Below are 26,575 nucleotides of genomic sequence, written 5' to 3'. Positions count from 1 at the left end.
GTTGAGGGGATGAGTGCTAAACCAACTTCTAAAACTCAAGCTAAAAAGACTGCTGAAGAAGCATACACAAATGCGATTCAATCGGGTGCTTCAGAAAAAGAGGCAACCTATGCAGCGGCTAAAGCGGTTGCTGAACAAAACGGTGGCACAATTTCGAATGGTGGTTCAGGTGGCAACAGTAACTCAGGCGGTTCGGGGTCGTCAGGTAGCGGCCCTAAATTAAACGGAAGTATTGTTGGAGTTGATGAAACCAAAGGGTTTTATTTATCCAATGGTTCAGACAATGCCTTTTTCAACTACGGTGATGGTGTGCTTAACCATGTGGCTGATTTCTTGAAAGGCAGTCCTGCAGCAGGACTTGCCTATAAATTTGCGTTTACTAGTGTTCAAGGCAATCAACGAATTGAAGCGTCCTATCAAGCAGGCATAGCCAGAGGAATTCATAACTACAACGTCGGCAAAGCTAACCGGGTTACTACAGGCAATATCATTGATATGAATGATTCTGCTACACGAATGGCCTTTGCACGAAATGAAGGGATGAAAACAACACGCGAGTTGCAAGCCGTTTCATTACAGTTGGTTGGTGGAATTGCAACACTACCGAGTTTGGTGACGGGCATTGGTGCTTTAGGAAACTTGGCGCTTCGTGGAATGGTCAATTTGGTACCTCAAGTCGGGCATGGGTTAATGACATTGGGCAGAGCCAGCGTAAATCTTGCCGATGATATGGTTTTACATGCAGGCACTTACGCAAGAAGCGCGATTTGGCAGGCTAATCCATTGAGCTTAGCTCAAACTGAAATAACAAAAGTTGCATTAAGAAAAGTTGCGTTACAAGCAGGTCAAAATGCTAGAGTTGGATTAACAGGTGCGGCAGGATCACTCAATACCCAACTCGGGAACTTGGCGGCAAAAGAGACATTTATTTCAATGATGCAATCAGGCAGCGTCAATGGAGCGACTAACCTTGCGGCTGATGTGCTCTATCACCGAGGTTTAGATGGCGCAAATCCGTTCAAATCTTTCACGACTGGATTTTTGGGCGGAATGATAGGTGGGAGAACTACTAATCCAGCTCTTGGTGGTCTATTGGGGAGTGGCTTTACTGAATTTTTTGATCAAAGTTGGGACTCGATAAAATATGAAGAGAACCGTTATAGTGGTCGCGATATTGTTTTAGCTGGAGGTTTTGGTTCTATTGCTGGCCATGGCGCGAGTAAGCTGTTTTCCAATTCAAATTGGGTGCCAAAAAATTTAGGTGCATCAGCCGATGATTGGGTAAGTAACCTATGGGGTAACTATTCGAATAACACATTTTCAGGTTATTGGTAAGCGCCATGTTTGTTAAACCAAAGATTGAATCCACAACAAAAAGTACAAACCAATATAGACTACACCGATTCACATGGTGGCAATGTTTTTTTACTGACCTACCGTTTACGGTCATGATTATTGCCTTATTCTTATTTATGGTTGTCGTCTATGTAAAAACTGGCTATCTAGAGGTTTTTATAGGCTTTATTGGTATTCTTGCTTTTATGTTAGAAAGAACTAAGTTTTGGTATGAGGGTGGCAAAATTAGGCTTGAGATTGATGATAACGGAGTTCGACTATCAAATGGCAAGTATTATAAGTGGGGGGAAATAGACAAAGTTGACATCCCCCCTTGCCTGTTTCTCAATATGGTATGCCTGTACCTAAATACAAGCTTCACTTTAAAGATGGTTATAAATTTTCTATTGATCAGCGTTTAATGGGATATACCGACCTTTATCTGAAATTGTATAGGAGAGGTATAGAAGGTGCTGGTAAAGCTTTACCAATTTATTTTGTAGATTTATCAAACGGAACAGCCCCAGGTGGATTAAAACCTAAACCTGTTGCTATCTATTATCCCGATAAAAACATTGAAGTTCCAACGGAACCCAAAAATAGTGCAAATGTACGCCGCAAGAGAAGGAAACCAGCGTCAAGAAAAAAAGGCAGGTAATCTGTAACAGGCATACTTAAAGAACAATAAAATCAATAGATTATGCATTTGGCAATGCATTGGGGAATAGTATTGTTGATGGGATGAGCGCCGAAACTGACTTAACGGCAGCGGAGCAAAAAGCCATTAATGACAAAGCTAATAAGTTAATCAATTTAGATAAGCTCGGTAATATTGATGAGCCAATGGCAGAGATAGAAAAAAATACGACTGCTGGGGCTGAAAAAGAAGCAACTAACAAAACCAACAAAACAGGCCAAGCGCAACGAGACAAATTTGATGCAGATTATCAATTTGAAATTGGTGAAGGTGTTGCGTTTGCTTCAGAGTTTATTCCGGATCTGCAAGAGGTAAACTACCAAATTCTTGACTCACTGCCACAAGAAACTCTGCGTGATCTATATGTATTTGACTATTGGATAAAAAATGCTGACAGAAATTTAACAGTACTCGGTGGTAACCCAAATTTATTTTATGCTCAATCAAATTTGGCGGTAAAGGTGCTAGATCATAATCTCGCTTTTGATGATGATTTTTTAATTCAAGAGCATCAGCAATTACATGTAAGTAGTGATTATTGGCCTGCTCAAATAGATTATTGTGCGCTACAAAACTATGAACGAAGAATGGGGGAGGCCTTGTTAAAGTGGCAAGAATTAGTTGCACAGATTCCTGAAGATTGGCAGCAGGGCGCGTTTGATTATCATGGCATTATTCAGCAAATGGCGTTAAGATTAAAAGAATATCTGGATCAAGAATTTTGGGAGGGGCTTAAATGAGTGAATTGAATAATACCAATACACAATGCATGTATGTAGTTGTGCGCTTTATGCCTTTTGCCGAAACCAGAGAGTTTGCTAATGTAGGTGTGGTGGTTATTGCACCAAAATTAGGCTTGTACGAGTTTAAATTAGCGCCTAAATCATTTAAAAGGGTAAACCTAGATGGTGTTATTTATCGCCATGCGATTGAGGGTTTTGAAAGCGAATTGAACCGTATTCGTCATTATTTAGCACAGCATCATATTCAAAAACATGAGCTAGTTAATTATTTTAAAGAAGTAACGCGCACTCGAGAGTCTATATTACATTTTGGCGAAATTGGCACTTTATTAACGCCAGATATTCACCTAGCTATTGAGCAATTATATGAGCGGTTTATCGGTAGAAATTTTGCTGATGCAAAAGAATATAAAGAGCAGCAGATGGTTAAAGCATTAAAAAGCCAACTAACTGCTCAATTACCAAAAGGTGTTCGATATACCAAGCAAATAATTAAAGCAGGTATGTTTGATATTTCTGTTCCGTTAGCCACTCGAATCAATAATAATTATCGTATTATACGGCCATTAGCATTTGAACAACAAAATGTTTTATTAGCGATGGAGCATGGTGAAACTTGGGTTAGCCGGTTAAATAAATTAATTAATTCAGGGGGGGCAAGCGGATAAAGCTTTAGTTGCGATAGAAAAGCCAAACCATCGAAAATTAGACTTTGTAAAAGTTTACGAAGATGTTGTTGGTGAAATTAAACATATAGGCGCGCAAGTGAAAAATTATAGTGATACCAAAAGTATTATTCAGTTTGCCGCTGCCGACTTAACACCAGAAAGTGTTGAAAGCGCATTTCATCATTAATTTTTAATAATAAGCTTAGGTGTTTACCTGAGCTTATTATTCTTTTTAATCCTGTAAAACTCATTTATAGATTCTTACTAAAATGGCAAACGTAAAAACGCTTCAGTTCCAGTTAGCAGCTTCAAACGCTTTAAACAAATATTTAAAAGCGGATTTACCTCGTTTACCTGTAGAGTTAGGTAAACAAGCAGGGGTCAATACGCTAACAAGCGATGATAAAATTTTTAATTGGCAATTGCAGATTATTGATAATAGCTATCAATCTTGTGAAAAAACCATTATTGCTTGTGAGGCGAATAGTCGGTTCACATTTTTTATTCCTGTGCTATTTAAGTTAGATATAGATGAATTAACTAAAATACTTACCATAGAATGGCAGTCAACCCTAGCGGCGACACTTGAGGTATATCCGCTTATACCCAAAAGTGATATTGCTGTGTTATTAAGTGACTTGTCGCAGATAAAATTTGCTCCCTGTTGGGTTAAAAACACGGATTTAAGCATAAGTGGGCACATTAGTGATGCAAGCCTGTGGGTAACGCAAACGTTAGACAATTTAGGCCACAAAAATTTATCTACACAGCTCGCTATTGAGTTGGCTCTGCATTTAAATACCCAGCCCAAACGTGTAACCAACAAAAAGACTAAACGCAAAGAAAAGTTTATCCCCGTTGAGCGTTTGTTGAGCCATTGCCAAGCACTTATCGGCAATAAGCTAAATAGTGATATGAATGATAAATCAGTCGATACAAGCAATATTATTTCTTTTAGCGATTATATTAAAAGATAAATATTACAAAAAATAACGTGGAGCAAATAAGAGTCATCAATTAGTTGTAATAAGTTATGTAACGAAAGCGGCTTAATGTCGTTTTTAAAAATTTAAAGGGTTATTAAATGCCGGGTTGTTGTTATAATGCCAACGCAGAAAAATAAACAATAACAAGGAGCAGGAAATGAAGTTTAGTTTAGTGTTAGTCGGTTTATTGTTTTTAATCTCATGTCAATCAACCTCGCAGCAACCCGCAAAACAAACCGCCAATACCAGTACCAATAAACAAGTTGGGCAATTGGGGAAATTACCGGTAAAAAACCCACCTGATTTGTCAAAGGCAGTCGCTGTGAATAATAATCCCATTATTAGAGTTCACCCCAGATATCCGGTGGCAGCTTCTAAAGCAGGGCAAGAGGGTTGGGTCGTATTAGAGTTTACTATTAATAAATATGGCGGCACTGACAAGATAAAGATAGTCGATGCCAGCCCCGAAGGGATATTTGAAAAAGACGCAATTAATGCTTTGAAAAAATGGAAATACAAACCCAAGGTTATAGCTGAAAAGGGCGTCGCTCAACCTGGGCAGCGAGTCCTTATCCATTTTAATTTATAAACAGAGGCCCAATTGTTTACGCTATATCCCTCAAACCGCCTTGAAGATCTGGCTATCTTATTAGCCAAAGTTCTGGAAAATCGACAAGGCGGCGTATTGTCGCAAGATGTCATTCTCGTTGAAAGTCAGGGCATGCAACATTGGCTGAATATGCAATTAGCACAGCAGCACAATATTGCCATGAATATCAGCTACCCAATGCCGTCAAGATTTATCTGGAATACCGCACGAAAAATATTGGGTTCAGATAACATCCCGCAACAATCACCTTATCGCCGAGAGGTTTTAAGTTTTCGCATTGATGCCATCTTACAAAGTGCAACATGGGCGGAAAATAGCGCAGCAACAAAAGTTAATCAATACTGGCAAGACAGAGCCGACAGTGTAAACGTAGATAATTTCGCACTCAAACGTTTTCAACTGGCGGGCCGTTTAGCCGATTTGTTTGAACAGTACATGCTTTACCGACCCGATTGGATACTGGCATGGGAAGCTGGTGAGCGTGTAGCCGAATCAGAAGAAGAAATTTGGCAAGCTGAGCTGTGGCGTTTGTTGGTTAAAGAAAACCCGTATCACCCTGTTTATTTGCAAGATCAAGCGCTTCTGCATATGGCAAATCATGCTGAAAAGTTACCCAAACAAATATTAATTTTTGGCGTAAACACCATGCCGCCAAAAACATTAGAGTTCTTTCAGGCCATTGCTGAGCATATCCATGTGCATCTTTTCCATTTGAATCCTTGTGTCAGTTATTGGGGGGATATTAAAAGCGAAAAAGCCCTTGCACGACAACAAAAACTGGCACAGTTAGATAACTGGGTAAATGCAAAAGAAAGCATTGGAAATCCGCTCTTGGCTAATTTAGGTGGACAAGGACGCGCATTTTTTAACAGTTTACAGAGTATAGATTCGTTTGAGATCAGTGCATTTGATATCAGTGTTGAAGACAAATCAGAAAAAACAGCGCCCGCAACAGAAAACGATTCACCTTCTGTGCTGTCTTATATTCAACAAGATATTTTACACTTAACGGACAAAAAACAAGCGCCGGTAAAACTTGTTGACGATTCTATTTATGTGGTCAGCGCGCACAGTGCATTGCGTGAAATTCAATCATTGCATGATTATTTGTTACACCAGTTTCAACAAAACCCGGATCTAAAACCGCAAGACATTATTGTAATGTGCCCAGCGATTGAAGACTACGCACCGTATATTGATGCTGTGTTTAAACACCCGCATGATGAATTTTCAGATATATCACCAAGATTACCCTGTTCAATTGCGGATCGCCGTTACTCTGACAGCGAACCATTGGTGAATAGTTTTCTCGAATTGCTGCAATTACCTGATAGCCGGCTGGAGATCAGTAAAATACTGGAGTTTTTACGGTTACCTTCACTGCAAGATAAATTTGCTTTAAGTGAACATGATTTACCCGAGATCGAATGGTGGCTGCAAGAGGCACACATTCACTGGGGGCTAAATGCTCAGCATAAACAATCTGCCAGCGGTGTTACTCAGGCCAGTGATATGTACACTTGGTCGTGGGGGCTTGAAAAACTCTTGATGGGCTTTGCTTGGGGGGATAGCACGCATTTAACAGATGATGCTTTATTTATACCACACGTAGAAGGCCAGCAGGCGTTATTGTTAGGCCGGTTATGCCATTTACTAGAGCGTTTAAAGCATTACAGTGAAAACCTAAATAAAGCGCGCAGCATTAAACAGTGGCATGAATATTTAAGCGATATGTTGTCTGCTTTTTTCACACAAAACAAAGAAGAAGAGCAAGCATTCTTAATTATTCAAAATGCGATAAACTCATTGTCAGAACGGGCAATACAAGCCGAGTATCAAGAACAGGTCGAGCTAGATGTTGTGCGTTATTACCTGCAGCAGCAATTTAATCAGGCAGATGATAAAAATCAGTTTTTAACCGGACAAATTACTTTTTGTTCAATGGTCCCGATGCGCAGTATTCCGTTTAAAATTATCGCCGTATTGGGTTTAAACGAAGGTGTTTACCCAAGGCAACAAACACCTATCAGTTTTGATTTAATGGCAAAAAGTGAAATTCGTTTAGGTGACCGTTCAAGGCGCGCGGATGACAGGTATCTTTTTTTAGAAGCGCTTATTTCTGCTAGACAGTCTTTGTACTTAAGTTATCAGGGTAAAAATATCCGTAATAACGAACGCCGAGAAGCGAGTTTGGTACTGAAAGATTTAATGGGCTATTTACAGCAAGGTTATCAATGGTCGTTTGACGAAAAGCAGGCCAATACCCAAACAAGCAGTCAATTAATACAAAGTACTTTACATCCTTTTGCGGTAGATAATTATCTGCAGCCTGCGAGTTTTGATAAAGGCTGGTTCAGGCTGATTAAAGCCCAGCAGAAAGCCAATATACAAGTACTCGCACAAGCGGCTAAAAAAGAATTAAATTTTGTCCATTTATCAGAGCTAATAAGTTGGTTTAAAAACCCGTTAGCTGGTTTTGCCAAGCATAATTTATCTCTTAATTTAGAAATAGAAACAAAAATCAACTTAGATGTAGAGCCTTTTAGCGCCAATAACCTAACCCGTTACCAATTGACACAAGCGTTAACCGAAGCATATTTAGATGCGTCGGAAAGTTTAGACAGGGTAAAAAAATCTTTTAGTGTAAGTGGGGTATTGCCAGAAACTCCGTTAAAAAATGATATCTTAGAAGAGGGCCAGCAAACTGCTGAGCTGATTGCCAGCGAACTGCAGGCGTATTTACCCATTGAGCGACAACAGATTCATTTAAGCTTAACAGAGCTTTTTCCTGAACTGCTCAAACAAACCGGTGAATCAGAGATAAAAGAAATCACCGAAGCAACTTTAAATGCCGCTTTTGATGTGTCCGAAATGGGGCTTGTGATATCACGGCCAGCGACGCGTAAAAGCAAAGATGATTTAACTTTATGGTTGCATCACCTGTTGGTTAACAGCCAAGCACCAGGCAATACGTTTGGGTTTTTCTTAAATTACGATAAAACTAAAATTGAAAAAGTAATGTTGCATGCCATTTCCGATGCCTCAGACGCTCAACAGTTATTGCAAAATTGGTTGAAATACTGGCTTAAAAGTCATCGCACACCTATGTTGTTGCATGCAGATATCGCCAAAAATTTATTTAAACCTTACCTTAAAAGTTTACCTACTATCAGTGAGCTTATGCAGGATGAAAAGTTGGTTGATGCTTGGCTTGAACAATTAAAACAACTGCATGATTCAGATCCTTATTTTAGCTGGTTCTACCCTCAAGCGGATAACTTGCCATTGGATGAGCTTAAAATAATCATTGAGCTTTATTATCCCCTATATGAAAACCTGATAACGCAGAATAAAAAGACCAAATCATCATGAAACAATTGCAAGCGCACATACTTCCTTTATCGGGCACGCATTTAATTGAAGCCAGCGCCGGGACGGGGAAAACCTTTAATATCACACGCATTTATTTACGTTTGTTATTAGAGCGTAATTTATCCGTTCAGCAAATATTGGTGATGACCTTTACTAAAGCGGCGACTGAAGAGTTAAAAGGCCGTATTGAAAAAGAGTTAAGACAGGCAATTGATTTATGGGGGACAAGAGGCGAGAAAGATCCATTTTATCAAGCACTAGAATCTACAATAGAGTCGCAAACCGCAATAAATAGATTAAACGCAGCAATTTTAGAATTAGACGAAGCGTCAATTTTTACCATCCATGGGTTTTGCAAACGGGTACTCAGCCAACAAGCGTTTGACAGCGGATTAGCCTTGGATGTCAGTATGGAGGCTGATACCAGCGATATATTGTTGCAAGCAGTGCAAGACTGGTATCGGGAAGTGGCAAATCAACAGGCCAACTTTGCATTATTGCAACAACAAAACTGGCACACACCAGAGCTCTTTATGCAAAGTTTTTCGGCAGCATTGCGCAGTGACGCGCCATTAATTGCCAGCACACAAGCCTCTATTAACGCAGGTTTTGAAACTGTTTTAGAAGCTTATTTGCAACAACTGTTTATGGATAAGCAGCAGGTAAAAGAAAACTTATTAGATAATCAGGCCTATCTGCGAGAAGTGCTTATCGACAGTAAAAAAGGCGCAGAATTTAACAAACGACAGGACGAGTGGTTACAAATAATAGCTTGGTTAGATCAGGTACATACAATCGAAACACCCAAGGCAATTGGTGACTTTTGTAACGGCAACCGTTATCGCGGCAAATCCGATATTAAAGAAATCTTATTACCGCTGAATGATCTTCGAAAGTCAGCACAAGCGAAAATCTCAGCATTGCATGAAGAAAAACAAAAACAACTTGATGCAGTAGAGGGTAATCAGCTGGTTGTTGACGCAATCAACAATATTAGAAAGCGCTTTAAAAGTTATAAATTAAAACAATCCCTAATGGATTTTGACGATTTAGTCAGTGTATTGGCCAATCTACTGAATGAAGAAGCAAAAAAGCCGTTTACCGAGCGCGCTTTAACCCAAGCACTTAATCAGCAATATCCGGTCGCATTAGTGGATGAGTTTCAAGACACAGATGCACATCAATACAGCATACTTAAAAATATTTATCAGCTTAAAGATAATGCGCTTTATATGATAGGCGATCCAAAACAAGCGATTTATGGTTTCCGTGGCGGTGATATTTTTACTTATTTAGCGGCCAAACAATCGGTTGACCAAATATGGTTGATGGATACCAACTGGCGCTCTTCATCGGCAATGGTGACTGCGTACAATCGGCTTTTTTGGGGCAATGCATTAGAGCAAAACAGTCAGGATGTTTTTGGTTATTCAATAGAGTATCAACAAATTAAATCAACAGAACACTCAGCCGCAGCGAAAAAGCCGTTAACCGATCAGGCGAATACCCGCGCCGCAATGAATTATCTTTGGTTAGCCGAAGATGGTACCGAAAAAAGCAACAAAGCCGATAAGCAAAACCAGATAGCGATTTGGTGCGCACAAGAAATCAGAAGGTTATTACAGCAAACTCAGTTAGGCGGTGATGCATTGCAACCGGCCGATATTGCGGTGTTAGTGCGCAGTACTAGCGAGGCTCAAATCGTTAAACAGGCATTGTTAGAATATCGTCTACCTTCAGTCTATTTAAGCGAACGCAGTAATGTACTGAAAAGCGATGAAGCCGTTAGTGTGCTAATTGTGCTAGAAGCATTGTTAGATTGCGACAACGAGGCCTTATTAATCCGTGCTTTGGCCTGTGAATTATTAAATTACTCGGCTCAACAGTTAAGCCGTTACCAAATGGTTGAATACCAAGAGGAGTGGGAGGAAGCCATTCAGTTTGCCTATTCACTCAGACAACTCTGGTTTAAACGCGGGGTACTTTCGCTGCTGCTGAAATTAATCAAAAACTATTATCAGCCAACCGAGCAGAATCATGAACGTGGATTAACCAACATGATTCATTTAGCTGAAATATTGCAAAAAGCCGCCCGAGAGCACAAACATCCACAACAGTTAGTGAAGTGGCTCAAAGAGCAGATTGTGCTTGATGTCAGCCAAAGTGAAGCCGAATTGCGATTAGAAAGTGATGCGAACTTAATTCAAATTATCACGCAGCATAAATCTAAAGGGTTGGAATATCCGGTTGTCTTTATACCTTTTGCCAGTCATTACACAGATCCGACTAAGTTTGGCAATAAAGCAAAACACTATTTTAATTACCACCACCTGGAATTAGCACAGTCTGTTCATCAAATTGGCATAGATGAGTATGCAAAATCAGCCGTAACGCAAGAAGCTTTGGCTGAGTCGATGCGTTTGTTATATGTGGCTGTCACGCGCGCCGAACACAGATGTTATATTGGCTTAACGCATTTTGACAATAGCCAGTATTCGGCTGTTGCCAAAGCCTTGCAGGTAGAAAATCAAACCCAGTGGCAGGATAAAATTAATCAAATTGTCAATACGTCCAATGGCACAGCGATAGCACTTAGTGCCAATGACGAGGTTGAATTTGATTCATCTATCGTTAGCTTAGATATCCAAGGCGCTCAACCTGAACAGGCGCAGCCGGCTGAATTCAGCGCTCAAGTAGAGCAAAATTGGAGATTACATTCGTTTTCCGGCATAACACGTAACGCGCATAGCAGTGTTAAACAGCTAGAACGTTTTGATGAATTGGATAATGATGGATTTTTGCAGGTCGAAGCCGTTAAACAACCGGATATCCAACAATCATCTTTAATCCGCTTTAGTCTTAAAAAAGGCGCTGCTGCCGGCGACTTATTACATGATATTTTAGAACATACCGATTTTTCTGCACCAGACTGGCTTCTGATAATTAAAGATCCCATCGCACGTTTCGGCGCTTTAGAAGACAACCAACAAGAATTTTTAATTGAATGGTTAGAAGAGGTTTTACAAACACCACTGCCGGATATGTACAACACTGACAATCAAGCGAGTACAGATTTTTGTTTAGCAGATTTGGGATTCGAGCAAACCTTACGTGAAGCTGAGTTTTATTTTCCGTTGCAGCGAGCAGATCTTAAACAATTAATGTTTTGTTTAGCCCAGCATAGAGAAACAAACGACGTACCTGTCTTGCCTCAACAGCAAAGCTTACAAGGTATGATGCATGGGTTTATCGATTTAATATTTGAACATCAAGGACGTTTTTATATCGCCGATTATAAATCAACGCACTTGGGTGAAGATTATTTTGAATATAATCAGGCCGCGCTCAAGCTCAATAACGAAGCGCATTATTATGATTTACAATATTTGATTTATGCGCTGGCTCTGCATAGGTATTTGAATAAACGCCTGCCAAATTACAATTTTAGCCAGCATTTTGGCGGTGTTTATTATCTCTATTTACGTGGCATGCATCCAGACAATCCAGACTATTTGGGGGTTTATTATAAAAAACTCGAAGAAGATTTAGTAACCAAGCTGGATAGCATCATGCAAAATAACGATGAGGTCGGTTGAGGTGACAGTCTTGTATCATAGTTTTGAAAACTGCAAACAACATTTATTGGATGTTGAAGCCATTGATTATTTTTTTGCGGAAAAAATAACTGAGAAGTATCTATCGCAGGACAGTGACAACCACCGAGTTTCGCAACTTTTTCATGTGTTTTTAGCGCTGCAATATTACTTAAGGCAGGGGCACACATGTTTACCGCTTAATGATATTGCCGAAACGGTTTTATGGCAGGATCAAGACAACCTTGAAACGACAGGTTTTAAATTTGCATCGCTAGCGGTTTTAAGCTCAGCACTGGACACGTTAGACATTGAGAATAACGAAAATTCTGTACTGGTGTTGGAAAATCAGAGTTTGTATTTGCGTCGATATTGGCAATTTGAAAATGATGTTGCACATTGTTTATTGCAAAAAATGCAGCATAAATGCCTGAATGCATCAGAAAATGAATCAGAAAATGCATCAGAAAATGCATCAGAAAATGCATCAGAAATCGAAAATCTTAAGAAAACGATTAAACAATTGTTTCCGACAGCACAACAAAACGATGAAATTGATTGGCAACAGGTTGCCGTGAGTAATGCGATAGGGCGTAATTTAAACATTATTTGTGGCGGTCCGGGAACCGGAAAAACATACACGGTTGCACGCCTACTGGTGATGCTGCAAGCCGCGCACCGGCTTAAAGGGGCAGACGTTCAGTTAAATATACAGATGGCAGCACCTACGGGGAAAGCCGCGCAGCGTTTAACTGAATCTATTGTTGGCGCTAAAATGCAACTGCTTAGTCAAAATGTCGATTTCTCTTTATTAACTTCTATACCCGAAGAAGCGAAAACCTTACACCGACTTTTGGGTTATCGACCACGTAGTTTGGATTATCGCTTTAACGAAAATAATCCATTAGATTGTGATGTTTTGCTGGTTGATGAAGTATCGATGATTGATATTGCCATGATGAGTCGTGTTTTAAGAGCACTTAACCCTGACGCGTGTTTAATCTTATTGGGAGATGCTGATCAACTGCCGTCGGTTGAAACCGGAAACTTAATTGCAGATTTAGCCAACAAAAACCATCAGGGATACGATCAAGCTTCCGCGCAGCAAATTCAACAAATTAGTGGTCAAAGTGTACCTGTTAACAACGCTTCTTCGACTTGTAATCATAGCCATATTACTTTTTTACTTAAAACCCATAGGTTTAAAGGCGAAATAGCAAGGCTCGCGAAAGCTGTGATTAATCGCCAAGCTAACACCAGTTGGCAGTTACTGGAATCATACACATTTGTACCCACAAGCAGTGCCGACGTTATTAAATTTGCCGGCGAAATAAACCATTTTATGCCAACAATTAAAGACGCCTGCTTGTTATCTGCCTGTCAAAATTATTATAAAAAAATAGCGCGTTGTTTAGAGGTCGAAAGTGCGTTTGCAATTTTAAATGCTTTTCGAATACTCTGTGCCACTCGCGCTGGTAGTTTGGGTGTCGAGCAAGTCAATCTGATTATTGAGCAGCAACTTGCAAGAAATAATGCCGCTATCAGAATAGGGCGGCATTACCATGGGCGACCCATTATGGTTGTGGAAAACGATTATCGCAGTGGTCTGTTTAATGGTGATGTGGGCATTGTCTGGTCTGATACACAAGGTCGCTTGCAAGCTTGTTTTGAAAATGCGAATGGCATTAAAAAAGTCAGTTTGGCGCGTTTACCCAAAGTTGAAACCGTGTATGCAATGACAATTCATAAAACACAAGGCTCTGAATTTTCACATGTGTTATTAATGCTACCCGAGCAAGACAACAAAATTTTAAGCCCTGAATTGATATACACTGGAATCACACGCGCAAAAAAGCAAGTTAGCATACTGGCAGCAAAACATGTTTGGTATCAAGCGCTCAATAAAAAGTTACCCCGACACTCGGGGTTGGCGATGAAATTGGCAAAAATTATTTAAAAGGCAATCTTTTTAGACAGGCTTGGTAGTAATTTTGAATCCATGCCCTTTCTTCAGCGCAGAAGTTTTCGATGGCCCAACGAAAACCTGATTCAAACTGGTGATGGGCCGAATAGGTCAGGGTCGGCTCAAAACCGCGTAATAATTTATGTTCACCCTGAGTGCCCGGATTAAAGCGCGTCAGTTTGTTTTTAATACAAAAATCAATACCTTGATAAAAGCACAGTTCAAAGTGTAAAAACTCTATTTCTGAAACACATCCCCAGTAACGACCATACAAGGTCTTTTCGTCATAAAAAAACAATGCTGCTGCAACTATTTCTGATGATTTTTCGGCGGTAACAAGCAAAATATGTTCGCCCATGGTTTCAACTAGTTGTTTAAAAAATTGATAAGTTAAATAGCCTTGCCGGCCACGTTTTAAATACGTCATTTGGTAGCAGTAATAGAAAGCTTGCAAAGTTTTTTCTGTTATCTCGCTACCCGTTAACTGTTGAATAGAGTCAATTTGTTGCTGTGCTTTTTGTCTTTCTTTTTTGATCATCTTTCGTTTGCGCGACATCATTAAACTTAGATAGTCGTCAAAGTGAGTGAAATTTTTATTGTGCCATTCAAACTGTACTGCGTGACGAATATGAATAGTTTCATTGGCAAAAGATTGTGCCTGCTGCGCCGTTATAAAGTTAATATGCCAACTGCTTAACTGTTCGTCGCGACAGACATTATTCAGATTTTGGACGATCTTTTGCGTTGCGATATTATCTAGTTTCAGACCTGAAAATTTATCCGTCGCGACAGGGGTAAATGGGATCGCGCACAGTAGTTTCGGGTAATAGTCTAACCCATATTTTTGATAAGCTTCAGCCCAAGACCAGTCAAAAACGTATTCACCCATGCTATGCTCTTTTATGTAGCAGGGCAGCGTGATATTTTCTGTGCCTAATTCGATGTAATGAGCTTGCCATCCCGTATTGTTACCAATACAGCTATTGTCAGCCAGTGCTTGTAAAAACTCAGCTTTTAGAAAGACTTCATTGCTCGGGTTTTGCCAATCAGACGGAAGCTCTTTATGAATTGTGTAATCTTTAATATTTGTATCCATAAATGAATTTTTTTAATCCCAAACAGTTACCAGATATAACAGATAAAATTCATGCGCGACAGTATGTTTTAAATCTTTTAAGTCGCAAAGAGTATGCGCGATCCCAGTTAGAAAAAAAGCTCACTGCCAGAGCTTGTCCGCACGAAATTATTAAAAGTGTACTCGATGAGTTTAACGAAAATAATTGGCAAAGTGATCAAAGATTTGCCGAAGTAACGTTAAAAAGTAAAAGTGCTGCCGGTTATGGCCCTAAGTATATTCAACAACTGTTTTATCAGCATCAGGTTGATTGTGATGTAAATCAGTTGGCGGACAGTTTAGAAATCGACTGGGTTGAAATAGTGGTTCAACTTATTCAAAAAAAATACACTGATCCGTTAACCAAAGACTTTAAAGAAAAGCAAAAAAGAATGCGGTTTTTATATTCACGAGGATTCTCTGGTGAATATATCTCTGCAGCGCTGGCTCAAATAGAAGATATGGATTAATTTGCAGTCTTAGGGTTATTCACTAAACAGTGTCATTGTGGTACATTTCACCACCATTTTTGTAATTGTTTTTGTTGTATAACGTTTTGTATAACCACCCAACTCGCTAGATTTCTGCGGGATATACCTAACAGTGGTATATAATCACGACAATCGTAGAAAATTTGCAGCATTTTTAAGTGAATAGGAATTTAGAATGAAGATGACTACTGCTGAAATTAGGCAGGCATTTTTAGATTTTTTTGCCAGTAAACAACACCAAATCGTCGATAGTAGTTCATTAGTACCCGCAAACGATCCAACTCTGCTGTTCACCAATGCGGGCATGAACCAATTTAAAGATTGCTTCTTAGGTCTGGAAGATAGAGGATATTATCGTGCCACTTCTTCTCAGCGCTGCGTACGTGCAGGTGGTAAACACAACGACTTAGAAAATGTCGGTTATACGGCAAGACACCATACATTTTTTGAAATGTTGGGTAACTTTAGTTTTGGTGATTACTTTAAAGAAGAAGCCATTCAATTTGCTTGGGCGTTTTTAACCGATGTTCTAAAACTTCCCAAAGAAAAATTATGGGTCACTGTTTATACCGAAGATGACGAAGCTGCCGATATTTGGATTAATAAAATAGGTGTTAATCCAGATCGTGTTTCTCGCATTGGCGCGAAAGATAACTTTTGGTCAATGGGTGACACGGGCCCTTGCGGACCCTGTACTGAAATATTTTATGATCATGGTGAACATATTTGGGGCGGACCACCGGGTACACCTGAAGAAGATGGCGATCGCTATATCGAAATCTGGAACCTTGTGTTTATGCAGTATAACCGTCATGCAGACGGAAAAATGGAGCCTCTGCCCAAACCCTCAGTCGATACTGGGATGGGCTTAGAACGTATTGCAGCCATATTACAAGGTGTACACAGCAACTATGAGATAGATATTTTTGAGAATTTAATTAAAGATATTGCTGAGTTGCTTCAAGTAGATGATTTATCGGTAAAATCTTTACGTGTTATTGCCGACCATATTCGTTCTTGTGGTTTTTTGATTGCCGATGGCGTCATGCCATCCAATGAAGGACGCGGTTATGTATTGCGTCGTATTATTCGACGCGCAATCCGCCATGGAAACCAATTGGGTGCAAAAGAAGTCTTTTTCTGGCGTGTTTACCAATCACTTATTAACCAAATGGGTGACGCTTATCCTGAACTTAAAACCCAACAAGTCATGGTTGAAAAAGTTTTACGCTTAGAAGAAGAGCAGTTCTTAAAAACGCTTGATCGAGGCCTGGCCATTTTAAATGATGCCTTAGCTGATTTAAAAGGGGATGTGATCCCGGGGGAATTGGTATTTAAGCTGTATGACACATACGGATTCCCAGTCGATTTAACGAATGATGTTGCGCGCGAAAGAAACTTTACTTTAGACGAAGCTGGCTTTGAAAAAGAAATGGCGGCTCAACGAAAACGCGCCCAAGAAGCCAGTAATTTTGGTAAAGATTATAACGCCGAAGTTGCAAGTGAAAGTGTTTCTGAGTTTACCGGTTATGAGCTAGAAAAAGACAGCTCAGAAATCATTGAGATCATTCAAGACGGGCAGTCGGTGCAATCGCTTGCAGCAGATCAAAAAGCTTTAGTCATTTTAAAAAATACGCCATTTTATGCTGAGTCTGGTGGTCAAGTTGGCGACACCGGTTACTTTACATCAGAAGGTGATGTTTTTGAGGTTCAGGATACCATTAAGCTTGGTAATGCGTTTGCACATCAAGGCGTGGCTTTAAAAGGTTTATCCGTTGGTGATAAAGTTGAAGCTAAAATTGACGCGTCGCGTCGTCAGGCGATAAAACTAAATCACTCAGCAACTCACTTATTACACGCTGCATTACGACAAGTTTTGGGTGAGCATGTTAGTCAAAAAGGCTCATTGGTATTATCTGATAAATTACGTTTTGACTTTTCCCATTTTGAAGCGGTAACAGCTGATGAGTTAAAACAAGTAGAAGATATCGTGAATCGACAAATTCGCGAAAATCATCCATTAACAACGCGTTTAATGGCGATTGATGAAGCTAAAAAAGCGGGCGCAATGGCTTTATTCGGAGAAAAATACGACGATGAAGTGCGTGTTGTTTCAATGGGCGAATTTTCGATTGAACTTTGTGGTGGCACACACGTACAAAGAACAGGTGACATTGGATTATTTAAAATAACCTCTGAAGCTGGTATTGCTGCAGGTGTTCGTCGTATTGAGGCGATTACAGGGCAGGCAGCTTGTGAGTACGTAAGTCAATTGCAAAATACCTTTGCGCAATTGTCAGCAACTTTGAAAACTGACTCTAATAGTGTTTTAGAAAAACTGACGCAAATGTTAGAGAAAAATAAAAAGTTGGAGAAAGACTTACAAAAACTACAAGACAAGTTGTCTAGTCAGGCTGGAAGTGACTTATTGTCTTCTGCCACCGAAGTGTCAGGTGTAAAGTTGTTAGCATCTGAAATATCAGGTGTCGCACCGAAAGCATTGCGTACAACATTAGATCAGTTAAAGCAAAAAATTGGTTCTGGTGTGATAGTACTCGGGTTAAAAGGCGACAATAAAGTTAACCTGATTGCTGGGGTAACGGATGACTTGACGTCTAAAGTGAAAGCTGGCGAGTTAGTTGCAATGGTCGCAGCGCAAGTTGGTGGTAAAGGCGGTGGTCGTGCTGATATGGCCCAAGCAGGGGGTAGTCAGCCTGACAATTTAGGAAAAGCACTAGAAAGTGTACATTCTTGGCTTGCAACAAAATTGTAAACAAGTAATATATCGATTCTTTGGTATTGCCCCTATTTAATTGGTTAAGAAAAAGTTAAATATTTTTTTGCGATTAATTATTTTTGAGCTAACTTTAGCAATAGGGTGCAACCGCTGTTGACGGTTTAGGACATTAGGATAGGAGCTGCAAATGCTAATTTTAACTCGACGTGTTGGTGAAACACTTATGATCGGTGATGAAGTTACCGTGACTGTATTAGGCGTGAAAGGTAATCAAGTTCGTATAGGTGTTAACGCACCGAAAGAAATCTCAGTCCACCGAGAAGAAATTTATATGCGAATTCAAGCAGAGAAAAATCAAGCGTCGGGTAACAACGATTATTGATATTTTTTAAGCAAAAAAAAACCGGCTCTGAAGCCGGTTTTTTTGTGTCAAAATTTGTATCTAGATTATTTACTTTGTTTAACGAACGGCGATGCGTCGCTTTCGATACAAGTGAGGAAATATCTTAACCTGTTTCACCATGTTATCTTTGATGTCTAATACTTCTATCGGGTAACCAAATAATCTTAGACATAGATTGTCCGTTGGGATTTCCTCTAAATGCTCCAATATCAGCCCATTTAACGTCCTTGGCCCATCTTCTGGTAACTTCCATTTAAATTGTTTGTTTAAATCCCGAATACTGCTGCTGGCATCAACTAAAAAACTACCATCTGGTTGTTTGATATTATTGGCTGATGGAACGTCCATTGTTGTCGTAAAGTCACCGACAATCTCCTCTAGTATATCTTCAAGTGTAACCAACCCTTGGATATCACCGTATTCATCTACCACTAAACCAATGCGTATTTTGTTACGTTGAAACTTTAATAACTGAACGTTTAAAGGTGTACCTTCTGGCACAAAATAGATTTCACGAACGGCTCTTAATAAGGTTTCTTTACAAAACTGTGTTTTAGATAAAAGCCTTAAAACATCACGAGAATGCACAAAACCCACAGCATCATCCAGAGTGTCTCGGTACAATAATATGCGAGTGTGCGTGCCGTGGGTGAGCATTTTAACGATGTCTTTCCAGTCGTCATTGATATCAATACCCACAATTTCGTTTCGTGGAACCATAATATCGTCCACGGTTACATTTTCTAAGTCTAAAACGCTTAACAGCATATCTTGGTGACGGCGCGGGATTAATGCACCCGCTTCATTCACCACGGTTTTAAGCTCTTCATGTGTCAACGAATCTTCTCGATTATCCAGATTAATTCTAAATATTTTAAGTACCCCATTAGTAATGAGGTTTAAGCCCCAAACAAACGGATAGAAAGGCACTAACAAAGCCGCCAATACATAAGATGCTGGAAAGGCTATTTTTTCAGGGAAGTAGGCCGCTAATGTTTTAGGGGTTACTTCTGCAAATATTAACAGCACGATGGTTAAACCAATGGTCGCTACAGCAACACCATAATCACCGTATAATCTTAAACCTATGATCGTCGCTATTGCAGAAGCCGCTATATTAACTAGGTTATTACCAATTAAGATTAAACCAATCAAGCGGTCTGGTCTTTCTAACAGTGCGCTGACTTTTTTTGCCGTTTTGTGTCCGCTTTGGCTCAAATGCCTGAGCCGGTATTTATTCAGAGACATCATGCCCGTTTCTGAACTTGAGAAAAAAGCAGATACTAAAATGAGTACGCCCAATATAATAAACAGCGTACTAGTGGAAATGTCGTCCAACAGGAATGTCCTTTAAAACTAAAATAAAAATACGTATTTGGCGACTATATGTGGGTATTGATCGCCCAACAACAAGCCTTAGTTTAAAATAATTTCTCGCATTAAACGAGAGCCAAAATATCCGATGGTTAATAATAGACTACCACAAGTCGTAATCACTAGTGTGATTCGTCCTCGCCAACCAAATTTATGATGACCGATAATAACACCAATAAACATTATCCAGGCAAATAATGACAATATTGTTTTATGGGCTTGCCCTGAACCAATAAAGTTTTCTAAAAAAATAAATCCACTGACAATGGAAAGTGTTAATAGCCCAGAGCCGACTTTAAGTAGTGTGATAATTTGGTTTTCAATAGAATTTAGCGCTGGCATAGGTAAGCTTAAAACCGATAAATCATGGTGTTTAAGTCGAGATGCAACAAAATTGTATTGGTAAGTTAAAAGTGTCGCAATAACTAACACACCATAGCTTAAAAGAGCTAGGCTAATATGCGACAAGGTTTCTAATGTCCAGCTCGCAAAATTGGTCACTTCTGCTGGGATAACCATGCTCAAGGCACAAATCGTCGCGGCAAAGATTAAATTAACCGGTAGCGCAAAAACATTACCACTGAATATCGAAAAAAACAGAGTCAGTATATTTACGGTAACTACAACGACATTAGCAGCCAGTAGTAACGAATAAGCATGCTCGTCGCTTACCTGAAAATGCATAAATATATAACTAATATGCAGCGCGGTGCCTAATATCCCAATAGAGATAAGAAGATTAGTAACATTTTCGAGTTTATTGAACAGGCGCATAAAAAGGCCAGTTGCGCTTGTAATATATGACAATACGGCTAAAACGGCCAAAATCATCCGAATTCCTTAATTTATAATATTTTTTTACGCAATCTCAGTTTAACTACATTTTCCATTGAAATCGATTAAACGCAAGTATTACCGCAAACGTATATTTTCTATCTACTTACGTATACAATACATAAAAATATTGGTTTACAACACATTCCTGTAATCGGGTAGTCATTATTTATGTTTGAAAATTTATCTGATCGTTTAAGTCAGACGTTACGCAATATCACGGGCAAAGGACGTCTAACCGAAGACAACATTAAAGACACATTACGTGAAGTGCGTATGGCTTTGTTGGAAGCCGACGTTGCTTTACCTGTTATAAAAGAATTTATTAACAACGTAAAACAAAAGTCAGTTGGTTTAGAAGTTAGTAAAAGCCTGAATCCTGGACAAGCTTTTTTAAAGATTGTAAACGCCGAGCTAGTCTCAGCTATGGGGGAGGCGAACGAAAGCTTAAATTTAGCGACTCAAAAACCAGCTGTACTTATGATGGCAGGTTTACAAGGGGCTGGTAAAACAACCTCGGTTGGTAAACTAGCGAAGTTTTTAAAAGAGCGTGAAAAGAAAAAAGTTTTGGTTGTGAGTGCGGATGTATATCGCCCCGCTGCAATAAAACAATTGGAAACTTTAGCAACAGACATTGGTGTTGAATTTTTCCCAAGCACGGTTGAACAAAAACCAGTCGACATTGCATCTGCAGCAATAAGTCATGCTAAATTACAGTTTTTCGATGTAGTCATTCTTGATACCGCCGGTCGTTTGCATGTCGATAACGATATGATGGACGAAATTAAAGCATTGCATCAGTCTGTTCAGCCCGTCGAAACTTTGTTTGTTGTAGACGCTATGACAGGTCAGGATGCTGCGAATACGGCAAAGGCGTTCAATGAAGCCTTACCTTTAACCGGTGTGATTTTAACTAAAGCCGATGGTGATGCACGTGGTGGTGCGGCACTTTCAATTCGTAGTATTACCGGTAAACCGATTAAATTTATCGGTATGGGTGAAAAAACAGACGCATTAGAGCCTTTCCATCCAGATCGTATTGCATCTCGAATACTTGGGATGGGCGACGTTTTATCTTTGATCGAAGAAGTTGAACGTAAAGTCGATAAAGATAAAGCGATGAAGCTTGCAAACAAAGTCAAGAAAGGAAAAGGCTTTGATTTGGAAGATTTTCGTGACCAGCTAGCGCAAATGCGAAATATGGGTGGGATGATGTCGATGATGGGCAAATTGCCAGGTATGAGTCAATTACCGGATAATGTTAAAGATAAGGTAAATGACAAGCAGTTTGTACAAATGGAAGCTATTATTAATTCAATGACGCAAAAAGAGCGAACGCACCCTGATTTAATCAAAGGTTCGCGTAAAAAACGTATTGCCGCTGGATCGGGCACTCAGATCCAAGATGTCAATCGTTTGTTAAAGCAATTCACTCAAATGCAAAAAATGATGAAGAAAATGTCAGGCAAAGGCGGCATGAGTAAAATGATGCGTGGTATGAAAGGTATGATGCCGCCAGGTGGATTTGGCGGGCCGGGTGGACCAGGCGGTATGTTTGGACGATAATCTTTTGTAAAAAAAACCGGATCTTTCCGGTTTTTTTTCGCGTAATTTAACTTGACATTATATGTCTTATGTAAAGAATGGAAACAACTGGTGTTTTGGAGAAACATAAATGATAAATAAAAACAGCGAAACTCAAGCAAGCTTTTTCAGCTCCGAATCTGCAGGTGGTATTGTTTTGATGATAGCGGCTTTCTTAGCTATTGTTATGGCAAACTCTCCTTGGAGCATATATTACGACCTTTTGATTACAACCTCAGTTGAAGTATGGATGGGAGAGTTTGGCATCGCTAAACCACTCTTGTTATGGATTAATGATGGCTTAATGGCCATTTTCTTTTTTCACGTTGGATTAGAACTCAAACGTGAGGTGTTAGAAGGTGAGCTGTCAGATAAACGCAATATTATTTTACCCGCCATCGGTGCCATCGGGGGTATGGTTATACCAGCATTGGTGTATTTAATTTTTAATCATGATAACCCTGATACCGTTCAAGGTTGGGCAATACCCGCAGCAACAGACATTGCTTTTGCATTAGGTATTTTGTCGCTACTCGGTAAAAATGTGCCTGTATCTTTAAAGATATTTTTGACTTCATTGGCAATATTTGACGATATCGGTGCCATCATTATCATTGCTATCTTTTATACCAGCCAGATATCTGCAACCTCGCTTACCATTGCATTATGTTGTTTGCCAGTGTTGTATATTCTCAACCGTAAAAACGTAAGCTCAACGACTATGTTTGTTATTGTCGGTTTGATTATGTGGGGGGCATTATTAAAGTCTGGCGTACATGCAACATTAGCTGGGGTCGTGTTAGCACTATTTATTCCAATGAGATCGTCCGTTAATCCCGATTATTCGCCACTCAAAAGTTTAGAGCGTGATTTACATGGTACAGTGGCATTTTTCATTTTACCTGTCTTTGCGTTTGCCAATGCCGGTTTAGATTTAATAAGTCGTGATATTAACCAACTCCTACACCCAGTGCCTATTGGTATTGCTGCTGGTTTATTTGTTGGTAAGCAAGTTGGTGTGTTTGGTTTCTGTTGGTTGGCGATTCAGCTAAAATTAACTAAGTTGCCAACTGGAATGAACTGGAGCGCACTGTACGGTATAGCGGCTCTATGTGGGGTTGGTTTTACCATGAGTTTATTTATTGGTTCGCTTGCGTTTGGAGAAACCGGCATTAGTTTCGCCTTTGATGATAGGCTTGGCATTATTGTCGGCTCACTATTATCCGGTATATTGGGCTATGTTGTTCTGAGCAAACAATTTAAAAATAAAAAAATTGCCAATTAAAACTGTCACAAAACCTGCTTTAAGTTGCATTCAGGCTTAATCTGTGTACAATTCACGGGCTTTTCCAGCCGAGCTGGAAAAGCAGCCAATTTTTTAAACATTAACTTAATCAACTATGGGTACGATATGGTAACAATTCGTTTATCTCGTGGTGGTTCTAAAAAGCGTCCTTTCTACCAAGTAGTAGTAGCGGATAGCCGTAGCCCTCGCGATGGCCGTTTCATTGAGCGTATTGGTTTTTTCAATCCAATAGCTCGTGGTCAAGCAGAGCGCCTACGTCTTGACTTAGCACGCGTAGACCACTGGATCAGTCAAGGTGCACAAACCTCTGATCGTGTAAAAAACTTAATTAAAGACGCACGCGCTGCGGCTTAATATCAGATATTCAGAGATTTTGAAGTATGACTCAACCAGAGAATAAGATTGTTGTAGGTCGCCTAGGTGCGGTTTATGGCGTTAAAGGCTGGTTAAAAGTGTCATCTTTTACTGAAGACCCTGAAAATATCTTCAGCTACAATCCTTGGACTATCGGTCGAGGGAAATTGTGGCAAGAAGCAAAAATTGTCGAGTGGCGTCGACACAATAAAGGACTCATCGTTAAATTAGATAACGTTGATGTTCGAGAGAAAGCCCAATTGCTAACAGGAATGGATATTATTGTCGATTCTGAGCAGTTGCCAGATTTATCTCAAGACGAATTCTATTGGCGTGATTTGGTCGGTTTAAATGTAGTGAATGTCGACGGCTATGATATGGGCGTTGTCAAATCATTGATGGAAACGGGCTCAAATGACGTGTTAGTGGTTAAGGCAAATGCACGTGATGCTTTTGGCATTAGTGAGCGCTTGATACCACTAATAGATAACCAAGTCATCGAATCGATTGATTTGGATAAAAAATTGATCACGGTGCACTGGGACGCGGATTTTTAATCCATGGCTGCATTAAATTGGATTGGGGTGATTACCCTGTTTCCTGAAATGTTTGATGCAGTGAGTCAGTACGGTGTCACCGGACGTGCAGTTAAAAAAGGTATTTTTGAGTTTCAAAGTTGGAATCCTCGTGATTTTACCTTTGATAAGCACCGTACAGTTGATGATAGACCGTATGGTGGTGGTCCGGGTATGCTGATGATGGTTCAACCATTACAAGATGCAATCAGGACTGCAAAAAAGTCTGCAGGTGAGGGTGTTAAAACCATTTATTTGTCGCCTCAAGGTCGAAAACTTGATCAAAAAGGTGCAGCAGAACTTGCTGAAAACTCAAAATTACTCTTGGTGTGTGGCCGATATGAAGGCATTGATGAACGCTTAATTGAAGCGGAAATCGATGAGGAATGGTCAGTTGGTGATTATGTGTTAAGTGGTGGTGAGCTACCTGCAATGACACTGATTGATGCGGTTACGCGTTTGGTTCCGGGCGTACTCGGACATCAAATGTCAGCACAACAAGACTCGTTTCAAAACGGCTTGTTAGACTGCCCACATTATACAAGACCAGAAGTATTAGATGATAAGTCTGTTCCTTCGGTGTTGTTAAGTGGTGATCATAAAAGAATTGAGAAATGGCGAATGCAACAAGCTTTGGGGCGGACTTGGTTAAGACGTCCTGAATTATTAACTAACCTAGCTCTGACTGATGAGCAGCTTGAGTTATTGAAAGCGTTTCAAACTCAATACCGCAAGAACGGCAGTGAACTCTAGGATAAGAAGGTTATTATGAGTAATATCATTTTACAGCTCGAAAAAGAGCAGATGAAACAAGACCTTCCTGCTTTTGCACAAGGTGACACAGTTGTTGTCCATGTAAAAGTAAAAGAAGGTGATCGTGAGCGTTTACAGGCTTACGAAGGTGTAGTAATAGCGAAGAAAAATCGCGGTTTAAATTCATCTTTCACAGTACGTAAGATGTCTGGTGGTGAAGGTGTGGAACGTACGTTCCAAACACATAGCCCATTAGTTGCAAAGATTGATGTTAAGCGTCGTGGTGACGTGCGTCAGGCTAAGTTGTATTACTTACGCAACTTAACTGGTAAAGCTGCACGTATCAAAGAAAAGCTTGCTAAAAAATAATTGGCTGATGAAGGCTCGCAAATGCGGGCCTTTTTCTTATCTGCATTAACTTACCAAATGACGCCTGACGATAAACTAAACCTTTGGTTAGATAAACTTTTTGACGCACTAGAGCTGTTTTTTACTGAACAACCGCAAAGTTGCAGTGAACAAGCGTTGATTAAAATATTACAGCAGCCCCCTTATCAAATAATTCCACAATTTGATTCAAATGACGCCCATCAACTCTTTCAAATTCATTTTGCGCTTTATCACGCCCTGTATCGCCTGAGGCATAAACTGCTTAAAAACAAAAAAGCACAGTTAACTATGGGCTTAGCAAAAATTGATTATCAAATTTACACACAAGCGCCAAGTGGTGTTGTTTTAAAAGATCCACTAGAAGAATATTATCTTGATGTAACGCATTTAACATCCACCTCACAGGCTGATGTAGAGTCGTTGTTGGAGGGTTTTTGGCGTAAATACCAGCAGTATTCGAAAACTGAACTCTATCAAGCTGCGTGTCGCGAGCTGGGAGTTGAAATCAATGCTTCGTATCAACAAAAAAAATCTGCATACAAAGCACAATGCTTGCTTCATCATCCCGATAAAGGCGGTAGTTTACAAAAAATCCAACAGCTTAATGAAGCCTGGCAAATTATTAAAAGCTGATTAAAATTTAAAACAGGTGTTTGATAAATCTGTAACAAGCTGCAATACTCCATTTAAACT

Annotated in this window: 22 protein-coding genes; 19 read left to right on the top strand and 3 right to left on the bottom strand. The window is 39.8% G+C overall.

The annotated features are described in order from the left end of the window. Nucleotides 1-9 precede the first annotated feature (9 nt). The 9 genes from FNT16_RS15745 (at nucleotide 10) to recD (ending at nucleotide 13,961) form a co-directional block, all read left to right on the top strand. Entirely contained in the window at nucleotides 10-1,335 is a 1,326-nt protein-coding gene (locus FNT16_RS15745; RefSeq protein ID WP_143872478.1) for a hypothetical protein, read from the top strand. 334 nt (nucleotides 1,336-1,669) lie between these two features. Beyond that, nucleotides 1,670-1,993, top strand: a complete 324-nt coding sequence (locus tag FNT16_RS15740) for a hypothetical protein (protein WP_143872477.1) — start codon at nucleotides 1,670-1,672, stop codon at nucleotides 1,991-1,993. Nucleotides 1,994-2,052: 59 nt separating this feature from the next. Next, nucleotides 2,053-2,772 (top strand): HipA family kinase, encoded by a 720-nt coding sequence (locus FNT16_RS15735; protein ID WP_143872476.1) that lies wholly within the window; start codon nucleotides 2,053-2,055, stop codon nucleotides 2,770-2,772. After that, the gene (locus FNT16_RS15730; protein WP_246072249.1) at nucleotides 2,769-3,443 is read left to right on the top strand and encodes a DUF3037 domain-containing protein; all 675 of its coding nucleotides are present in this window, start codon (nucleotides 2,769-2,771) and stop codon (nucleotides 3,441-3,443) included. The genes FNT16_RS15735 and FNT16_RS15730 overlap by 4 nt, the downstream gene beginning before the upstream one ends. Before the next feature lie 269 nt (nucleotides 3,444-3,712). Further along, nucleotides 3,713-4,420 carry an amino acid adenylation gene (locus tag FNT16_RS15725; RefSeq protein WP_143872475.1) on the top strand — a complete coding sequence of 236 codons (708 nt, stop codon included), beginning with the start codon at nucleotides 3,713-3,715 and terminating at the stop codon, nucleotides 4,418-4,420. A gap of 166 nt (nucleotides 4,421-4,586) precedes the next feature. Further along, the gene (locus FNT16_RS15720; protein ID WP_143872474.1) at nucleotides 4,587-5,018 is read left to right on the top strand and encodes an energy transducer TonB; all 432 of its coding nucleotides are present in this window, start codon (nucleotides 4,587-4,589) and stop codon (nucleotides 5,016-5,018) included. Nucleotides 5,019-5,030: 12 nt separating this feature from the next. Further along, entirely contained in the window at nucleotides 5,031-8,411 is a 3,381-nt protein-coding gene (recC, locus tag FNT16_RS15715) for an exodeoxyribonuclease V subunit gamma (protein ID WP_143872473.1), read from the top strand. Next, nucleotides 8,408-12,007, top strand: a complete 3,600-nt coding sequence (recB, locus tag FNT16_RS15710) for an exodeoxyribonuclease V subunit beta (RefSeq protein WP_143872472.1) — start codon at nucleotides 8,408-8,410, stop codon at nucleotides 12,005-12,007. The genes recC and recB overlap by 4 nt, the downstream gene beginning before the upstream one ends. A gap of 10 nt (nucleotides 12,008-12,017) precedes the next feature. After that, nucleotides 12,018-13,961 (top strand): exodeoxyribonuclease V subunit alpha, encoded by a 1,944-nt coding sequence (recD, locus tag FNT16_RS15705; protein ID WP_185976615.1) that lies wholly within the window; start codon nucleotides 12,018-12,020, stop codon nucleotides 13,959-13,961. Here the strand turns inward: recD and FNT16_RS15700 are convergent. After that, nucleotides 13,954-15,063, bottom strand: coding sequence for a GNAT family N-acetyltransferase (locus tag FNT16_RS15700; protein ID WP_143872470.1), 1,110 nt, complete (start codon nucleotides 15,061-15,063; stop codon nucleotides 13,954-13,956). The two genes, recD and FNT16_RS15700, sit on opposite strands and share 8 nt — an antisense overlap. Nucleotides 15,064-15,065: 2 nt before the next feature. Between FNT16_RS15700 and FNT16_RS15695 the strand changes: the two genes are divergently transcribed. From FNT16_RS15695 to csrA, 3 genes are all read left to right on the top strand, one after another. After that, nucleotides 15,066-15,551 carry a regulatory protein RecX gene (locus tag FNT16_RS15695; RefSeq protein ID WP_143872469.1) on the top strand — a complete coding sequence of 162 codons (486 nt, stop codon included), beginning with the start codon at nucleotides 15,066-15,068 and terminating at the stop codon, nucleotides 15,549-15,551. Nucleotides 15,552-15,747: 196 nt separating this feature from the next. Then, the gene (gene alaS, locus FNT16_RS15690; protein ID WP_143872468.1) at nucleotides 15,748-18,345 is read left to right on the top strand and encodes an alanine--tRNA ligase; all 2,598 of its coding nucleotides are present in this window, start codon (nucleotides 15,748-15,750) and stop codon (nucleotides 18,343-18,345) included. 151 nt (nucleotides 18,346-18,496) lie between these two features. Beyond that, complete coding sequence (gene csrA / locus FNT16_RS15685) at nucleotides 18,497-18,691, top strand: carbon storage regulator CsrA (protein ID WP_143872467.1); 195 nt, start codon at nucleotides 18,497-18,499, stop codon at nucleotides 18,689-18,691. 78 nt (nucleotides 18,692-18,769) lie between these two features. Here the strand turns inward: csrA and FNT16_RS15680 are convergent, their stop codons facing one another. Then, on the bottom strand, nucleotides 18,770-20,050 hold the full coding sequence (locus tag FNT16_RS15680) for an HlyC/CorC family transporter (protein ID WP_143872466.1): 1,281 nt from the start codon (nucleotides 20,048-20,050) through the stop codon (nucleotides 18,770-18,772). Nucleotides 20,051-20,128: 78 nt separating this feature from the next. Then, complete coding sequence (locus tag FNT16_RS15675; RefSeq protein ID WP_143872465.1) at nucleotides 20,129-20,917, bottom strand: cytochrome C assembly family protein; 789 nt, start codon at nucleotides 20,915-20,917, stop codon at nucleotides 20,129-20,131. 174 nt (nucleotides 20,918-21,091) lie between these two features. Between FNT16_RS15675 and ffh the strand changes: the two genes are divergently transcribed. From ffh to FNT16_RS15640, 7 genes are all read left to right on the top strand, one after another. After that, nucleotides 21,092-22,486 carry a signal recognition particle protein gene (ffh, locus tag FNT16_RS15670; protein ID WP_143872464.1) on the top strand — a complete coding sequence of 465 codons (1,395 nt, stop codon included), beginning with the start codon at nucleotides 21,092-21,094 and terminating at the stop codon, nucleotides 22,484-22,486. Between the two features lie 109 nt (nucleotides 22,487-22,595). After that, nucleotides 22,596-23,789, top strand: a complete 1,194-nt coding sequence (nhaA, locus tag FNT16_RS15665; RefSeq protein ID WP_185976614.1) for a Na+/H+ antiporter NhaA — start codon at nucleotides 22,596-22,598, stop codon at nucleotides 23,787-23,789. Nucleotides 23,790-23,915: 126 nt separating this feature from the next. Beyond that, nucleotides 23,916-24,164, top strand: coding sequence for a 30S ribosomal protein S16 (gene rpsP / locus FNT16_RS15660; protein WP_143872463.1), 249 nt, complete (start codon nucleotides 23,916-23,918; stop codon nucleotides 24,162-24,164). A gap of 26 nt (nucleotides 24,165-24,190) precedes the next feature. After that, nucleotides 24,191-24,721 carry a ribosome maturation factor RimM gene (gene rimM / locus FNT16_RS15655; protein WP_143872462.1) on the top strand — a complete coding sequence of 177 codons (531 nt, stop codon included), beginning with the start codon at nucleotides 24,191-24,193 and terminating at the stop codon, nucleotides 24,719-24,721. Between the two features lie 3 nt (nucleotides 24,722-24,724). Then, nucleotides 24,725-25,492 (top strand): tRNA (guanosine(37)-N1)-methyltransferase TrmD, encoded by a 768-nt coding sequence (gene trmD, locus FNT16_RS15650; protein ID WP_143872461.1) that lies wholly within the window; start codon nucleotides 24,725-24,727, stop codon nucleotides 25,490-25,492. Nucleotides 25,493-25,507: 15 nt separating this feature from the next. Further along, nucleotides 25,508-25,861: a 50S ribosomal protein L19 gene (rplS, locus tag FNT16_RS15645; protein WP_143872460.1), complete on the top strand. Its 354-nt coding sequence runs from the start codon at nucleotides 25,508-25,510 to the stop codon at nucleotides 25,859-25,861. A 21-nt stretch (nucleotides 25,862-25,882) separates the two neighbouring features. Next, nucleotides 25,883-26,515, top strand: a complete 633-nt coding sequence (locus FNT16_RS15640) for a DNA-J related domain-containing protein (protein WP_143872459.1) — start codon at nucleotides 25,883-25,885, stop codon at nucleotides 26,513-26,515. Nucleotides 26,516-26,575 lie beyond the last annotated feature (60 nt).

The organism is Catenovulum sediminis, from assembly GCF_007289895.1.
GTDB classification, from domain to species: Bacteria; Pseudomonadota; Gammaproteobacteria; order Enterobacterales; family Alteromonadaceae; genus Catenovulum; species Catenovulum sediminis.
This window is presented reverse-complemented; position numbering and strand designations above follow the sequence as displayed.

Coding starts and splice junctions, on each gene's coding strand:
- FNT16_RS15745 (WP_143872478.1), top strand. CDS start 10: ATGAGTGCTAAACCAACTTCTAAAACTCAAGCTAAAAAGACTGCTGAA.
- FNT16_RS15730 (WP_246072249.1), top strand. CDS start 2,769: ATGAGTGAATTGAATAATACCAATACACAATGCATGTATGTAGTTGTG.
- FNT16_RS15725 (WP_143872475.1), top strand. CDS start 3,713: ATGGCAAACGTAAAAACGCTTCAGTTCCAGTTAGCAGCTTCAAACGCT.
- FNT16_RS15720 (WP_143872474.1), top strand. CDS start 4,587: ATGAAGTTTAGTTTAGTGTTAGTCGGTTTATTGTTTTTAATCTCATGT.
- recB (WP_143872472.1), top strand. CDS start 8,408: ATGAAACAATTGCAAGCGCACATACTTCCTTTATCGGGCACGCATTTA.
- FNT16_RS15700 (WP_143872470.1), bottom strand. CDS start 15,063: ATGGATACAAATATTAAAGATTACACAATTCATAAAGAGCTTCCGTCT.
- FNT16_RS15695 (WP_143872469.1), top strand. CDS start 15,066: ATGAATTTTTTTAATCCCAAACAGTTACCAGATATAACAGATAAAATT.
- alaS (WP_143872468.1), top strand. CDS start 15,748: ATGAAGATGACTACTGCTGAAATTAGGCAGGCATTTTTAGATTTTTTT.
- csrA (WP_143872467.1), top strand. CDS start 18,497: ATGCTAATTTTAACTCGACGTGTTGGTGAAACACTTATGATCGGTGAT.
- FNT16_RS15675 (WP_143872465.1), bottom strand. CDS start 20,917: ATGATTTTGGCCGTTTTAGCCGTATTGTCATATATTACAAGCGCAACT.
- ffh (WP_143872464.1), top strand. CDS start 21,092: ATGTTTGAAAATTTATCTGATCGTTTAAGTCAGACGTTACGCAATATC.
- nhaA (WP_185976614.1), top strand. CDS start 22,596: ATGATAAATAAAAACAGCGAAACTCAAGCAAGCTTTTTCAGCTCCGAA.
- rpsP (WP_143872463.1), top strand. CDS start 23,916: ATGGTAACAATTCGTTTATCTCGTGGTGGTTCTAAAAAGCGTCCTTTC.
- rimM (WP_143872462.1), top strand. CDS start 24,191: ATGACTCAACCAGAGAATAAGATTGTTGTAGGTCGCCTAGGTGCGGTT.
- trmD (WP_143872461.1), top strand. CDS start 24,725: ATGGCTGCATTAAATTGGATTGGGGTGATTACCCTGTTTCCTGAAATG.
- rplS (WP_143872460.1), top strand. CDS start 25,508: ATGAGTAATATCATTTTACAGCTCGAAAAAGAGCAGATGAAACAAGAC.
- FNT16_RS15640 (WP_143872459.1), top strand. CDS start 25,883: ATGCGGGCCTTTTTCTTATCTGCATTAACTTACCAAATGACGCCTGAC.